14 protein-coding genes are annotated in these 14,552 nt (G+C 51.3%); 11 read left to right on the forward strand and 3 right to left on the reverse strand.

Annotated elements, in window-relative coordinates:
• Nucleotides 1–7: 7 nt before the first annotated feature.
• Nucleotides 8–1,162 (reverse strand): methionine adenosyltransferase, encoded by a 1,155-nt coding sequence (gene metK / locus D9597_RS01350; protein WP_130207895.1) that lies wholly within the window; start codon nt 1,160–1,162, stop codon nt 8–10.
• A 55-nt stretch (nt 1,163–1,217) separates the two neighbouring features.
• Between metK and D9597_RS23490 the strand changes: the two genes are divergently transcribed.
• From D9597_RS23490 to speB, 6 genes are all read left to right on the forward strand, one after another.
• The gene (locus D9597_RS23490) at nt 1,218–1,469 is read left to right on the forward strand and encodes a hypothetical protein (RefSeq protein WP_130218033.1); all 252 of its coding nucleotides are present in this window, start codon (nt 1,218–1,220) and stop codon (nt 1,467–1,469) included.
• A 110-nt stretch (nt 1,470–1,579) separates the two neighbouring features.
• Nucleotides 1,580–1,723 (forward strand): protein YqgG, encoded by a 144-nt coding sequence (yqgG, locus tag D9597_RS23495; RefSeq protein WP_001297404.1) that lies wholly within the window; start codon nt 1,580–1,582, stop codon nt 1,721–1,723.
• A 93-nt stretch (nt 1,724–1,816) separates the two neighbouring features.
• Nucleotides 1,817–1,948 carry an acid stress response protein YqgB gene (gene yqgB / locus D9597_RS01365; RefSeq protein ID WP_001338822.1) on the forward strand — a complete coding sequence of 44 codons (132 nt, stop codon included), beginning with the start codon at nt 1,817–1,819 and terminating at the stop codon, nt 1,946–1,948.
• 8 nt (nt 1,949–1,956) lie between these two features.
• Nucleotides 1,957–3,933 (forward strand): biosynthetic arginine decarboxylase, encoded by a 1,977-nt coding sequence (gene speA / locus D9597_RS01370; protein WP_010347927.1) that lies wholly within the window; start codon nt 1,957–1,959, stop codon nt 3,931–3,933.
• A gap of 145 nt (nt 3,934–4,078) precedes the next feature.
• Nucleotides 4,079–4,810, forward strand: a complete 732-nt coding sequence (locus tag D9597_RS01375) for a hypothetical protein (protein WP_130221435.1) — start codon at nt 4,079–4,081, stop codon at nt 4,808–4,810.
• Between the two features lie 135 nt (nt 4,811–4,945).
• Entirely contained in the window at nt 4,946–5,866 is a 921-nt protein-coding gene (gene speB / locus D9597_RS01380; protein WP_130221436.1) for an agmatinase, read from the forward strand.
• A gap of 205 nt (nt 5,867–6,071) precedes the next feature.
• On the opposite strand, the gene loiP is transcribed toward speB, so the two are convergent.
• A complete protein-coding gene (gene loiP, locus D9597_RS01385; protein ID WP_130218025.1) occupies nt 6,072–6,830 on the reverse strand; it encodes a metalloprotease LoiP in 759 nt (252 codons plus the stop codon).
• 277 nt (nt 6,831–7,107) lie between these two features.
• Here loiP and tkt point away from each other — a divergent pair, with 277 nt between their 5' ends.
• Nucleotides 7,108–9,099, forward strand: a complete 1,992-nt coding sequence (tkt, locus tag D9597_RS01390; RefSeq protein ID WP_000098613.1) for a transketolase — start codon at nt 7,108–7,110, stop codon at nt 9,097–9,099.
• Between the two features lie 45 nt (nt 9,100–9,144).
• Here the strand turns inward: tkt and D9597_RS01395 are convergent, their stop codons facing one another.
• Nucleotides 9,145–10,053 (reverse strand): prohibitin family protein, encoded by a 909-nt coding sequence (locus D9597_RS01395; protein WP_000646923.1) that lies wholly within the window; start codon nt 10,051–10,053, stop codon nt 9,145–9,147.
• Nucleotides 10,054–10,430: 377 nt separating this feature from the next.
• Here D9597_RS01395 and cmtB point away from each other — a divergent pair, with 377 nt between their 5' ends.
• From cmtB to glpX, 4 genes are read left to right on the forward strand one after another with little or no spacing between them, the layout of a single operon-like run.
• Nucleotides 10,431–10,874 (forward strand): PTS mannitol transporter subunit IIA, encoded by a 444-nt coding sequence (gene cmtB, locus D9597_RS01405; RefSeq protein ID WP_130221437.1) that lies wholly within the window; start codon nt 10,431–10,433, stop codon nt 10,872–10,874.
• 27 nt (nt 10,875–10,901) lie between these two features.
• A complete protein-coding gene (cmtA, locus tag D9597_RS01410; protein WP_130221438.1) occupies nt 10,902–12,290 on the forward strand; it encodes a PTS mannitol transporter subunit IICB in 1,389 nt (462 codons plus the stop codon).
• Between the two features lie 14 nt (nt 12,291–12,304).
• Nucleotides 12,305–13,582, forward strand: coding sequence for a zinc-binding dehydrogenase (locus D9597_RS01415; RefSeq protein WP_130221439.1), 1,278 nt, complete (start codon nt 12,305–12,307; stop codon nt 13,580–13,582).
• Entirely contained in the window at nt 13,579–14,544 is a 966-nt protein-coding gene (gene glpX / locus D9597_RS01420; RefSeq protein ID WP_130221440.1) for a class II fructose-bisphosphatase, read from the forward strand. The genes D9597_RS01415 and glpX overlap by 4 nt, the downstream gene beginning before the upstream one ends.
• Nucleotides 14,545–14,552 lie beyond the last annotated feature (8 nt).

Here is a 14,552-nt window from a genome sequence, read left to right on the forward strand (position 1 = left end):
AGAAAGATTACTTCAGACCGGCAGCTTCACGCAGCAGTTGCGCTTTGTCGGTTTTTTCCCACGGGAAATGTTCGCGACCAAAGTGACCGTATGCTGCGGTTTCTTTGTAGATCGGGTGCAGCAGATCCAGCATCTGAATCAGACCGTATGGACGCAGGTCGAAGAACTCACGTACCAGCAGGGTCAGCTGTTCAGAAGGCACTTTCTCGGTACCGAAAGTTTCCACCATGATGGAGGTCGGTTCAGCCACGCCAATTGCGTAGGAAACCTGAATTTCGCAACGGTCAGCCAAGCCAGCAGCCACGATGTTTTTCGCGACATAACGTGCTGCGTAGGCTGCGGAACGGTCCACTTTTGATGGATCTTTACCGGAGAACGCACCGCCACCGTGACGCGCCATGCCGCCGTAGGTATCAACGATAATTTTACGACCAGTCAGACCGCAGTCACCCATCGGGCCGCCGATAACAAAACGTCCGGTCGGGTTGATGAAGAATTTGGTGGCGGAAGTCAGCCATTCAGCGGGCAGAATCGGCTTAATGATCTCTTCCATTACCGCTTCTTGCAGCGATTTCTGGTCGATATCTTCAGAGTGCTGAGTGGAAAGTACTACAGCATCGATGCCGACGATTTTGCCGTCGTCATACTGGAAAGTCACCTGGCTTTTCGCGTCCGGGCGCAGCCACGGCAGAGTGCCGTTTTTACGCACTTCAGCCTGACGCTGTACCAGACGGTGTGCATAGGTGATAGGTGCTGGCATCAGCACGTCGGTTTCGTTGGTTGCGTAGCCAAACATCAGACCCTGGTCGCCCGCGCCCTGTTCCAGCGGATCGGCACGGTCAACGCCCTGGTTGATGTCAGGAGATTGTTTGCCGATAGCGCTCAGGACCGCACAGGAGTTAGCGTCAAAGCCCATGTCGGAATGTACATAGCCAATTTCGCGAACGGTGTTACGGGTGATCTCTTCGATGTCTACCCAGGCGCTGGTGGTGATTTCACCGCCAACTAAAACCATGCCGGTTTTTACGTAGGTTTCGCAAGCAACGCGTGCTTTCGGATCCTGTTCGAGGATCGCGTCTAAAACGGCATCAGAGATTTGGTCAGCAATTTTGTCAGGATGCCCTTCAGAGACGGACTCGGACGTAAAAAGGTGTTTTGCCATATTTAATATCACCTAAAGAGAATTTGGTTAGCTCAAACTGTTGTGTGGATTTTCTGTGGTAGCGGATCCTACCACGACTCGTCAGGTTAAAAACACTGGCAGTCTGAGTGTTAATCAGTATGGATGGATTAACATCTGGATGGCTATTTTAGGTCAATCCTTCACCCGATTTCCACTTTTTTTTGAATCGTGTCTCATTCTGTTAGAAACGTGGCTGGAAATTTTTCCTGACAATGCTGGCATTCTGCGTATTTATCTTTTGCAATTTTCTGCCATTGTGGGGTATAAAACGCGGCGCGCGGCTTAAATAAAAAGCACACGACGTTTCTTTCGTGTTGCCACTTCCAGCCGGGTTGAAATCAGAGTTTTGGCTTGTGGGTTCGTCTTAACGGGCGGCCGTGGAGGTGATACGAAATAATGAACCGTTGTCTGCTGCTTAACCTGTCTCACCGTTCTGGTGAAGATTCGTTCCCCGCACTCTGCATCTCTGCTTTGCATACCTGCCGATGTTATACCCATCTCGGCGCTTCTCAGGATTCAAGAGCTGGTTACAGTTACTGAGGACTGAACAAGGGCGCTCTTGTAAAAACAAGAGTTTTCTCGTGGTTTCGCCGAACTGTCACACTTATGTTCGGTTATGTGCTTAATAATGTTATGAAAAAGAAACCGGTTGCGCAGTCGGAGCGTCAGCATACACTGCTGGAAAATCCATGTGCTTATGGGTTGTTATCGCAGTTTCAGGCTGCGATAGTGGTTAACTGTTTTACACTTAATAAAATAATTTGAGGTTCGCTATGTCTGACGACATGTCTATGAGTTTGCCTTCGTCAGCGGGCGAACACGGTGTACTACGCTCCATGCAGGAGGTTGCAATGAGCTCCCAGGAAGCCAGCAAGATGCTGCGTACTTACAATATTGCCTGGTGGGGCAATAACTACTATGACGTTAACGAGCTGGGCCACATCAGCGTGTGCCCGGACCCGGACGTCCCGGAAGCTCGCGTCGATCTCGCGCAGTTGGTGAAAACCCGCGAAGCACAGGGCCAGCGTCTGCCTGCACTGTTCTGTTTCCCGCAGATCCTGCAGCACCGTTTGCGTTCCATTAACGCCGCGTTTAAACGTGCGCGGGAATCCTACGGCTATAACGGCGATTACTTCCTCGTTTATCCGATCAAAGTTAACCAGCACCGCCGCGTGATTGAGTCCCTGATTCATTCTGGCGAACCGTTGGGGCTGGAAGCAGGCTCGAAAGCAGAGTTGATGGCGGTGCTGGCGCATGCTGGCATGACCCGTAGCGTCATCGTCTGTAATGGTTATAAAGACCGCGAATATATCCGCCTGGCATTAATTGGCGAGAAGATGGGCCACAAGGTCTATCTGGTCATTGAGAAGATGTCAGAAATCGCCATTGTGCTGGATGAAGCAGAACGTCTGAATGTCGTTCCTCGTCTGGGCGTGCGTGCACGTCTGGCTTCGCAGGGCTCGGGTAAATGGCAGTCCTCCGGTGGAGAAAAATCGAAGTTCGGCCTGGCTGCGACTCAGGTACTGCAACTGGTTGAAACGTTGCGTGAAGCCGGGCGTCTCGACAGCCTGCAACTGCTGCACTTCCACCTTGGTTCGCAGATGGCGAATATTCGCGATATCGCCACGGGCGTTCGTGAATCCGCACGCTTCTATGTGGAACTGCATAAGCTGGGCGTCAATATTCAGTGCTTCGACGTCGGCGGCGGTCTGGGCGTGGACTATGAAGGTACCCGTTCGCAGTCTGACTGCTCGGTGAACTACGGCCTCAATGAATACGCCAACAATATCATCTGGGCGATTGGTGATGCGTGTGAAGAAAATGGTCTGCCGCATCCGACGGTAATCACCGAATCGGGTCGTGCGGTGACTGCGCATCACACCGTGCTGGTGTCTAATATCATCGGCGTGGAACGTAACGAATACACGGTGCCGACCGCGCCCGCAGAAGATGCGCCGCGCGCACTGCAAAGCATGTGGGAAACCTGGCAGGAAATGCACGAACCGGGAACTCGCCGTTCTCTGCGTGAATGGTTGCACGACAGCCAGATGGATCTGCACGATATTCATATCGGCTACTCTTCTGGCACCTTTAGCCTGCAAGAACGCGCATGGGCTGAGCAGCTTTATTTGAGCATGTGCCATGAAGTGCAAAAGCAACTGGATCCGCAAAACCGTGCTCATCGTCCGATTATCGATGAATTGCAGGAACGTATGGCGGACAAAATGTACGTCAACTTCTCGCTGTTCCAGTCGATGCCGGACGCATGGGGGATCGACCAGTTGTTCCCGGTTCTGCCGCTGGAAGGGCTGGATCAAGTGCCGGAACGCCGCGCTGTGCTGCTGGATATTACCTGTGACTCTGACGGTGCTATCGACCACTATATTGATGGTGACGGTATTGCCACGACAATGCCTATGCCGGAGTACGATCCGGAGAATCCGCCGATGCTCGGTTTCTTTATGGTCGGCGCATATCAGGAGATCCTCGGCAACATGCACAACCTGTTCGGTGATACCGAAGCGGTTGACGTGTTCGTGTTCCCTGACGGTAGTGTAGAAGTGGAACTGTCTGACGAAGGCGATACCGTGGCGGACATGCTGCAATATGTACAGCTAGATCCGAAAACGCTGTTAACCCAGTTCCGCGATCAAGTGAAGAAAACCGATCTTGATGCTGAACTGCAACAACAGTTCCTTGAAGAGTTCGAGGCAGGTTTGTACGGTTATACCTATCTTGAAGATGAATAATTAAGATTATTCCGCTGGCGGGTCGATTTATTTACGTAAATCGGCCCGCTTTCTTTTTATATATTCTTAAAAATAATTTAGCTGCTTTTCTTATTAAATAATCTCCCTACAATCGCTGCATTAATTAAATGCAGAGGGAACGGTTATGAAAAAATGGAAAGTACGTAGCGCGTTGATGGCATTAGTCGTGCTGCTGGCTGGTTGTTCCAGTAATGCGCAGTATAATAGCAGTGCGTCGGGCAATGTCGGCACCGCCTGGGGTGGGGATGTGCACTCAACGGTTCAGGGCGTATCTGTTGAGCGAGCCTGGCGCGATCCGGCGGAGATGATCGTTATTAGTTATTCGACTAATGTTCCTTCCGGCTACGACCGCGTTTATAGCATTCGTATTAACGAACTGGAATATGCTATTCGCGATGGTAATTTTAATTCTCTACCTATTACGCGGGTTTATGATTCATCCAATAATGAACCACGCTATATTGTCCATGCCAGAGTAGGAATGAATTATCAATTATATGTCCGCAATTACAGTCGTAACACCAACTACGAGATCGTTGCTACGGTTGATGGCCTGGATGTTCTGAATGGTAAACAAGGTTCGCTGAATAACAACGGTTATATTGTGAATGCCGGAGATTCGTTAGCGATTAAAGGATTCCGCAAAGATAAACATACCGAAGCGGCTTTTCAGTTCGCCAACGTTGCTGATTCCTACGCAGCCAATTCGACGCAAGGCGATGTGCGTAATACCGGTGTAATCGGCTTTGCCGCCTTTGAATTACAAGGCCCGGCGCAAAACGCGCTGCCGCCGTGCTCTGGACAAGCATTTCCGGCGGACAACAATGGCTATGCGCCGCCACCGTGTCGGAAATAGTAACCTTGCTTGATGCCTCGCCCATTTAGGGCGATAATTAGCACAAACTTGTGTTTCGCAAATCCAACCCTTCCTCGTCGGGCCTAACGACGCGGAAGGGTTTTTTTATATCGACTTTGTAATAGGAGTCCATCCATGAGCACCTTAGGTCATCAATACGATAACTCACTGGTTTCCAACGCCTTTGGTTTTTTACGCCTGCCGATGAACTTCCAGCCGTATGACAGCGATGCTGACTGGGTGATTACTGGCGTGCCGTTCGATATGGCCACTTCTGGTCGTGCGGGTGGTCGCCACGGTCCGGCAGCTATCCGTCAGGTTTCGACGAATCTGGCCTGGGAACACAACCGCTTCCCGTGGAATTTCGACATGCGTGAGCGTCTGAACGTGGTGGACTGCGGTGATCTGGTATATGCCTTCGGCGATGCCCGTGAGATGAGCGAGAAGCTGCAGGCGCACGCCGAGAAGCTGCTGGCTGCTGGTAAGCGTATGCTCTCCTTCGGTGGTGACCACTTTGTTACGCTGCCGCTGTTGCGTGCTCATGCGAAGCATTTCGGCAAAATGGCGCTGGTACACTTTGACGCCCACACCGATACCTACGCGAACGGTTGTGAATTTGACCACGGCACCATGTTCTATACCGCGCCGAAAGAAGGTCTGATCGACCCGAATCATTCCGTGCAGATTGGTATTCGTACCGAGTTTGATAAAGACAACGGTTTTACCGTGCTGGACGCCTGCCAGGTGAACGATCGCAGCGTGGATGACGTTATCGCCCAGGTGAAACAGATTGTGGGTGAGATGCCGGTTTACCTGACCTTTGATATCGACTGCCTGGATCCTGCTTTCGCGCCGGGAACCGGTACGCCGGTAATTGGCGGCCTGACCTCCGATCGCGCCATTAAACTGGTACGCGGCCTGAAAGATCTCAACATTGTTGGGATGGACGTAGTGGAAGTGGCTCCGGCATACGATCAGTCGGAAATCACCGCTCTGGCAGCGGCAACGCTGGCGCTGGAAATGCTGTATATTCAGGCGGCGAAAAAGGGCGAGTAAGCACCAGATGCGATGCGCACGGGTAAAACGTGCCATTAATGTCGGATGCGGCGTGAACGCCTTATCCGACCTACGTTCGGCACCCGTAGGCCGGATAAGATGCGCCAGCATCGCATCCGGCAATACGCACGGGGTAACAAATGTGCCATTCATGTCAGATGCGGTGTGAACGCCTTATCTGACCAGGGTTCGGCACCACCAGGCCTTACTTAACTCCATCCGCGCTCATACGATCGCGAATATGCTGGGCGCGCTCGGCGGATGCAGGATGGTCGTCAAACATTGAGCTTTGGCGGCCTTCTTCCAGTTTCGCCAGTTTTTCAAAGCTGGTGGCAAGACCTGCCGGGCTGATGCCGCGTTGGCGCAGAAGATCGTAAGAATAATCATCGGCTTCTGCTTCCTGGCGCTGGGAGAATTGCGAATTGACTAATTTCTCGCCCAGGTCACCGAGTTGTGATTGCGATAAACTGCCGACAATCCCGCCCGCAGAGGCCGCCGCAACTCGCACTGCGTTGGTACCGAGTGCTACCTGCATCCCTTTCTTCACATGGCCTAACGCCACATGCCCCATCTCGTGACCGATCACCGCTTCGACTTCGTTATCCGTCATCATATCCATCAGCCCGCTATAGACGCGGATACAGCCGTTAGCCATTGCAAAGGCATTCACATCCTTCGCCATATACACTTTGTAATTTACCGGCTGGCCGTTGATGTTATTTCCTAGCGCATTAGCAATGGTGGTCAGACGTTTAGCGTATTCACTACCGTCTGGCGCAATCGTCGCCTTGCTGTCCATCTCCTGGCACGCCTGATCGCTCAGGGCTTTCACCTGCGCATCGCTCAGACTGTAAGCCTGAAAAGCTTCTGCTCCTGATGAGAGCAGTCCACTGGAGTCCATATTCTGGCAACCGGTCAGTACCGTTGCCACGCTCATTGCTACCAATAAGGCGCGAATTTTCATGTTTTCTCTTCCGCACAAGGTCAGGATTATTCTAAAAATGCGCCGTTTGCAGGCGAATCGATGCTCGTCCTAAGTATAAGAAAAAGCGCAGCGGACGGGCGAGCAGATTGCGCAACATGCGAGCATGATCCAGAGATTTCTGAAACGGCAAAAGGATGTTCCATGTACATGACGCGCGGCTTGCGGTAAATTGTTGGCAAATTTTCCGGCGTAGCCCAAAACGCGCTGTCGTCAAGTCGTTAAGGGCGTGCCCTTCATCATCCGATCTGGAGTCAAAATGTCCTCACGTAAAGAGCTTGCCAATGCTATTCGTGCGCTGAGCATGGACGCAGTACAGAAAGCCAAATCCGGTCACCCGGGCGCCCCGATGGGTATGGCTGACATTGCCGAAGTCCTGTGGCGTGATTTCCTGAAACACAACCCGCAGAATCCGTCCTGGGCTGACCGTGACCGCTTCGTGCTGTCCAACGGCCACGGCTCCATGCTGATCTACAGCCTGCTGCACCTCACCGGTTACGATCTGCCGATGGAAGAACTGAAAAACTTCCGTCAGCTGCACTCTAAAACTCCGGGCCACCCGGAAGTGGGTTACACCGCTGGTGTGGAAACCACCACTGGTCCGCTGGGGCAGGGTATTGCCAACGCAGTCGGTATGGCGATTGCAGAAAAAACGCTGGCGGCGCAGTTTAACCGTCCGGGTCACGACATTGTCGACCACTACACCTACGCCTTCATGGGCGACGGCTGCATGATGGAAGGCATCTCCCACGAAGTTTGCTCTCTGGCGGGTACGCTGAAGCTGGGTAAACTGATTGCGTTCTACGATGACAACGGTATTTCTATCGATGGTCACGTTGAAGGCTGGTTCACCGACGATACCGCAATGCGTTTCGAAGCTTACGGCTGGCACGTTATTCGCGACATCGACGGTCATGACGCGGCATCCATCAAACGCGCAGTAGAAGAAGCGCGCGCAGTGACCGACAAACCGTCCCTGCTGATGTGCAAAACCATCATCGGTTTCGGTTCCCCGAACAAAGCCGGTACCCACGACTCCCACGGTGCGCCGCTGGGCGACGCTGAAATTGCCCTGACCCGCGAACAGCTGGGCTGGAAATATGCACCGTTCGAAATTCCGTCTGAAATCTATGCTCAGTGGGATGCGAAAGAAGCAGGCCAGGCGAAAGAATCTGCATGGAACGAGAAATTCGCTGCTTACGCGAAAGCTTATCCGCAGGAAGCCGCTGAATTTACCCGCCGTATGAAAGGCGAAATGCCGTCTGACTTCGACGCGAAAGCGAAAGAATTCATCGCTAAACTGCAGGCTAATCCGGCGAAAATCGCCAGCCGTAAAGCGTCGCAGAATGCTATCGAAGCTTTCGGTCCTCTGTTGCCGGAATTCCTCGGTGGCTCTGCTGACCTGGCACCGTCTAACCTGACCCTGTGGTCTGGTTCTAAAGCAATCAACGAAGATGCTGCGGGTAACTACATCCACTACGGTGTTCGCGAGTTCGGTATGACCGCGATTGCTAACGGCATCTCCCTGCACGGTGGTTTCCTGCCGTACACCTCCACCTTCCTGATGTTCGTGGAATACGCACGTAATGCCGTACGTATGGCTGCGCTGATGAAACAGCGTCAGGTGATGGTTTACACCCACGACTCCATCGGTCTGGGCGAAGATGGCCCGACTCACCAGCCGGTAGAGCAGGTCGCTTCTCTGCGCGTAACCCCGAACATGTCTACATGGCGTCCGTGTGACCAGGTTGAATCCGCGGTCGCGTGGAAATACGGCGTTGAGCGTCAGGACGGCCCGACTGCGCTGATCCTCTCCCGTCAGAACCTGGCGCAGCAGGAACGTACTGAAGAGCAGTTGGCAAACATCGCGCGCGGTGGTTATGTGCTGAAAGACTGTGCTGGTCAGCCGGAACTGATCTTCATCGCCACCGGTTCTGAAGTTGAACTGGCGGTTGCTGCCTACGAAAAACTGACTGCCGAAGGCGTGAAAGCGCGCGTGGTTTCCATGCCGTCTACCGACGCATTCGACAAGCAGGACGCGGCTTACCGCGAATCTGTACTGCCGAAAGCGGTTACTGCTCGTGTTGCAGTAGAAGCAGGCATTGCTGACTACTGGTACAAGTATGTTGGCCTGAACGGTGCTATCGTCGGTATGACCACCTTCGGTGAATCTGCTCCGGCTGAGCTGCTGTTTGAAGAGTTCGGCTTCACCGTTGACAACGTTGTTGCGAAAGCAAAAGCGTTGCTGTAATCGGTAAGATGCTTTGTGAGAAGGGCCGCGAAAGCGGCCCTTTTTTTACTTAGTAGAGATAAACGGAACTGTGCTGCCGGGGATCATGGTATCGGGCAGCTTACCGTCCCAACGTTCGGCGGTGGTGAGGGCTACAAGGCCGGGATTATCCCGCAGGGCTTCACCGCGCAGGCGGATAGCTTCTGCTTCAGCCGCACTTTTTAAACGAATAGTTTCAGCCTCTGCCGCGCCTCTTACGCGAATAGTCTCAGCTTCTGCTTTGGCTGCCGCCAGTTTACTGTCTGCTTCTGCCTGGGCCTGAGTTACCGCAATTTGCGCCTGGATTTTCTCTGTTTCCAGATTTTGCTTACGAGTGGCAATGGCGACTTCCGCTTTCATTCGATCTTCAATCGACTTTTCATAAGCGTCAGAAAAATCAATATTCTCAATCTGGACCCCGTCAATTACCACTGGCCCAACAACGGCTTTGCGCATGGCATTTTGCAGATCCTGAACCAGTTTTGTACGATCCTGTACGGCGCTGATGGCGGTATATTGGCCGAAAACGTTCTCCAGTTGAGTTGGCAACTGACGGACAATCAGACGATCTTTTAATGCTTCAATGGTGTTGTAAGTGGTATAAACAGCGCCTGCTTCTGAAGGTTTAATGTGGAAGCTGACTGACACGGTCATTTGTGCAGGTTGCTGGTCGCGGCTGTATGCCTGCAATCCCTGATAGACCACGGCCTGATTACGCGTGGAAATTTTCTCCACGCTTTCCATAAACGGGATCTTAAAACCCAGACCCGGCTCGGCGACTTTTACTATTTTTCCGTAGCGCAGCAAAATGCCGCGTTCACCTTCATTAACGGTGTAATACGAGAGAAATGGCAGCACAACCACGGCAAGCACGCCAATGGCGATAGCAATAGATTTTTGTGGGCGAAATGAGGTTATAGAAACAGGTGCTTTCATGACAATCTTCCTTGAGTAAAGTGTGGGAATATGTCACATGAGGTGAGGGGAAAACAGCCGACAGGTGAGAATTCAGAATCTATAAAGGGGTATAGCGAAAAAACATTGCATTAGAAAAGTATGTTTTCGAACATTCAATAAATAAATAGAGATATGCATCACAAATACAATAACAAACAAAATATTGATTTTATGATAAACATAACAAATACAAAGTTGACTTTAAAAATATCAATTTCATATTGTTGTTATTTAAGGTTTTATTATTTTGGTTTATGGGGTTTTTCTTCTCGCGTACCCAATTGCTTTCATTAAACCGCACGAGTATTTTATTTTTACCGCCGGACGGTACCCTAAAAATAAAATAAGGATAATTTATGCGGCTTAGTGATTATTTTCCAGAATCATCAATCTCAGTTATACATTCTGCAAAAGACTGGCAGGAAGCTATCGATTTCTCGATGGTATCATTGCTGGATAAAAACTATATCAGCGATAATTACATTCAGGCAATTAAAGATTCCACCATTAACAATGGCCCTTATTATATTCTCGCACCAGGCGTGGCAATGCCTCATGCGCGACCGGAATGTGGGGCGCTTAAAACCGGGATGTCTTTGACGTTACTTAAACAAGGCGTTTATTTTCCGGGAAATGACGAACCGATTAAATTACTCATCGGACTCTCTGCTGCCGATGCCGATTCGCACATTGGCGCTATTCAGGCGTTAAGTGAATTACTGTGCGAAGAAGAAATACTCGAACAACTCTTAACAGCAACATCAGAAAAACAATTAGCGGACATAATCAACCGCGGATAATTACTCTCTCCTCTACAGGATAATATTATGGAAAACAAGTCTGCTCGTGCAAAGGTCCAGGCTTTTGGGGGCTTTTTGACGGCAATGGTCATCCCCAATATTGGTGCTTTTATTGCCTGGGGTTTTATTACTGCATTATTTATTCCTACTGGTTGGCTGCCTAACGAACATTTCGCCAAAATTGTCGGCCCGATGATTACCTATTTATTGCCCGTGATGATTGGTTCTACCGGTGGTCATCTGGTCGGTGGTAAACGCGGTGCGGTCATGGGAGGAATAGGGACGATTGGCGTTATTGTCGGTGCTGAAATTCCGATGTTCCTTGGCTCGATGATCATGGGACCGTTAGGTGGGCTGGTCATAAAATATGTCGATAAAGCACTGGAAAAACGCATACCTGCTGGTTTTGAGATGGTTATCAATAACTTCTCATTAGGTATTGCTGGGATGATTCTCTGTCTGCTGGGTTTTGAAGTCATCGGCCCGGCGGTGTTAATTGCCAATACTTTCGTCAAAGAGTGTATTGAAGCACTGGTACATGCAGGCTATCTGCCTTTGCTGTCAGTCATCAATGAACCGGCGAAAGTGCTTTTCCTCAATAACGCGATAGATCAGGGCGTCTATTACCCGTTGGGGATGCAACAGGCTTCGGTTAACGGTAAATCCATCTTCTTTATGGTGGCGTCCAACCCTGGGCCTGGCTTAGGACTGCTGCTGGCATTCACTCTGTTTGGTAAAGGGATGAGTAAGCGCTCTGCACCTGGTGCGATGATTATTCACTTCCTCGGTGGGATCCACGAACTGTATTTCCCGTATGTGCTGATGAAGCCGTTGACCATTATCGCCATGATTGCGGGCGGTATGTCTGGCACCTGGATGTTTAACTTACTGGACGGTGGTCTGGTTGCAGGCCCAAGCCCAGGTTCTATCTTTGCTTACCTGGCGCTGACGCCGAAAGGCTCGTTCCTGGCGACAATTGCCGGAGTTACGGTAGGCACGCTGGTGTCCTTTGTCATCACTTCCCTGATACTGAAGATGGAAAAAACAGTGGAGACTGAGAGCGAAGATGAATTTACCGAGTCAGCCAATGCGGTTAAAGCAATGAAGCAGGAAGGCGCATTCTCGTTAAGCCGTGTTAAGCGTATTGCCTTCGTTTGCGATGCGGGGATGGGCTCCAGCGCGATGGGCGCAACCACCTTCCGTAAACGCCTGGAAAAAGCAGGGCTGGCAATTGAAGTAAAACATTACGCCATAGAAAACGTGCCTGCGGATGCGGATATCGTTGTCACTCACGCCAGTCTGGAAGGGCGCGTGAAACGTGTGACGGATAAACCGCTGATATTGATTAATAACTATATTGGCGATCCAAAACTTGACACTTTATTTAATCAATTAACCGCCGAACATAAAAACTGATTGCAGAGGTAAAAATGAAAACCAAAGTTGCTGCTATTTATGGCAAGCGGGATGTCCGTCTGCGCGAATTTGAATTGCCAGAAATTACTGATAACGAACTTTTGGTGAGTGTAATTTCTGACAGCGTCTGTTTATCCACCTGGAAAGCGGCGTTACTCGGTAGTGAACATAAACGCGTACCCGACGATTTAGAAAATCATCCGGTCATTACCGGGCATGAATGTGCCGGGGTTATTGTCGAAGTGGGTAAAAATCTCACTGGCAAATATAAAAAAGGTCAGCGTTTTGTATTGCAACCGGCGATGGGATTACCAAGCGGATATTCAGCGGGCTACAGCTACGAATATTTTGGCGGCAATGCCACTTATATGATTATTCCCGAAATCGCCATTAATTTGGGCTGCGTATTACCGTATCACGGCTCTTATTTTGCTGCGGCGTCGCTGGCAGAGCCTATGTGCTGCATTATTGGTGCTTATCATGCCAATTATCACACCACGCAATATGTTTATGAGCATCGCATGGGCGTCAAACCTGGCGGCAATATTGCACTGCTGGCGTGTGCAGGTCCGATGGGCATTGGCGCTATCGATTACGCCATTAACGGCGGCATACAACCGTCGCGGGTGGTGGTGGTCGATATCGACGACAAACGTCTGGCGCAGGTACAGAAGCTGCTGCCGGTGGAACTGGCGGCCAGTAAAGGCATTGAGCTGGTGTATGTGAATACCAAAGGGATGAGCGATCCTGTCCAGATGCTGCGGGCGCTAACAGGAGATGCCGGGTTCGATGACATTTTTGTTTATGCGGCGGTGCCTGCTGTCGTTGAAATGGCTGATGGATTACTGGCGGAAGATGGTTGTCTGAATTTCTTCGCCGGGCCGACAGATAAAAACTTCAAAGTGCCGTTTAATTTCTACAACGTCCATTACAACAGCACGCATGTCGTCGGTACATCCGGTGGTTCAACGGACGACATGAAAGAGGCGATTGCCCTTAGCGCCACGGGGCAGTTACAGCCGTCGTTTATGGTGACCCATATCGGTGGCCTGGATGCGGTGCCAGAAACCGTGCTCAATCTGCCGGATATCCCCGGCGGCAAAAAACTCATTTATAACGGCGTGACCATGCCGCTCACTGCCATTGCCGATTTTGCCGAAAAAGGCAAAACCGATCCGCTGTTTAAAGAGCTGGCGCGGCTGGTTGAGGAAACGCACGGCATCTGGAATGAACAGGCCGAGAAATATCTGCTGGCGCAATTTGGCGTTGATATCGGGGAGGCCGCGCAATGATGTCCCTGGCGTGGCCATTATTTCGCGTTACGGAACAGGCAGCGTTGGCTGCCTGGCCGCAAACCGGATGTGGCGACAAAAATAAAATTGATGGCCTGGCGGTCACCGCGATGCGCCAGGCATTAAACGACGTCGCTTTTCGTGGACGAGTGGTTATCGGCGAAGGAGAAATTGACCATGCGCCGATGCTGTGGATTGGCGAAGAGGTGGGCAAAGGCGACGGGCCAGAAGTCGATATCGCGGTTGACCCGATTGAAGGCACGCGGATGGTGACGATGGGGCAGAGCAATGCGCTGGCGGTCATGGCTTTCGCCCCTCGAGATAGCCTGTTACATGCGCCCGATATGTATATGAAAAAGCTGGTTGTTAATCGACTGGCTGCCGGGGCGATTGATCTGTCTTTGCCTCTGGCGGACAACTTGCGCAACGTGGCGAAAGCGTTAGGCAAACCGCTGGACAAGCTGCGCATGGTTACGCTGGATAAACCGCGCCTGAGTGCCGCGATTGAGGAAGCAACACTGCTGGGCGTGAAGGTTTTTGCCCTGCCGGATGGCGATGTTGCCGCCAGCGTGCTGACCTGCTGGCAGGATAATCCTTACGATGTGATGTACACCATCGGTGGCGCACCGGAAGGCGTGATTTCTGCCTGTGCTGTTAAAGCATTAGGCGGGGATATGCAGGCCGAGCTGATTGACTTTTGTCAGGCTAAAGGGGATTACACCGAAAATCGGCAGATTGCAGAGCAGGAGCGCAAGCGTTGTAAGAAGATGGGTGTTGAAGTCAACCGTGTGTACTCGCTCGACGAACTGGTGAGGGGGAACGATATCCTCTTTAGCGCTACGGGCGTGACGGGCGGTGAGCTGGTGAACGGTATCCAACAAACGGCGAATGGGGTGCGGACGCAGACATTACTGATCGGCGGCGCGGACCAAACGTGTAATATAATAGACTCCCTGCATTGATGGTGATC

Source organism: Escherichia sp. E13S3 (genome assembly GCF_004212325.1).
Classification (GTDB): Bacteria; Pseudomonadota; Gammaproteobacteria; order Enterobacterales; family Enterobacteriaceae; genus Escherichia.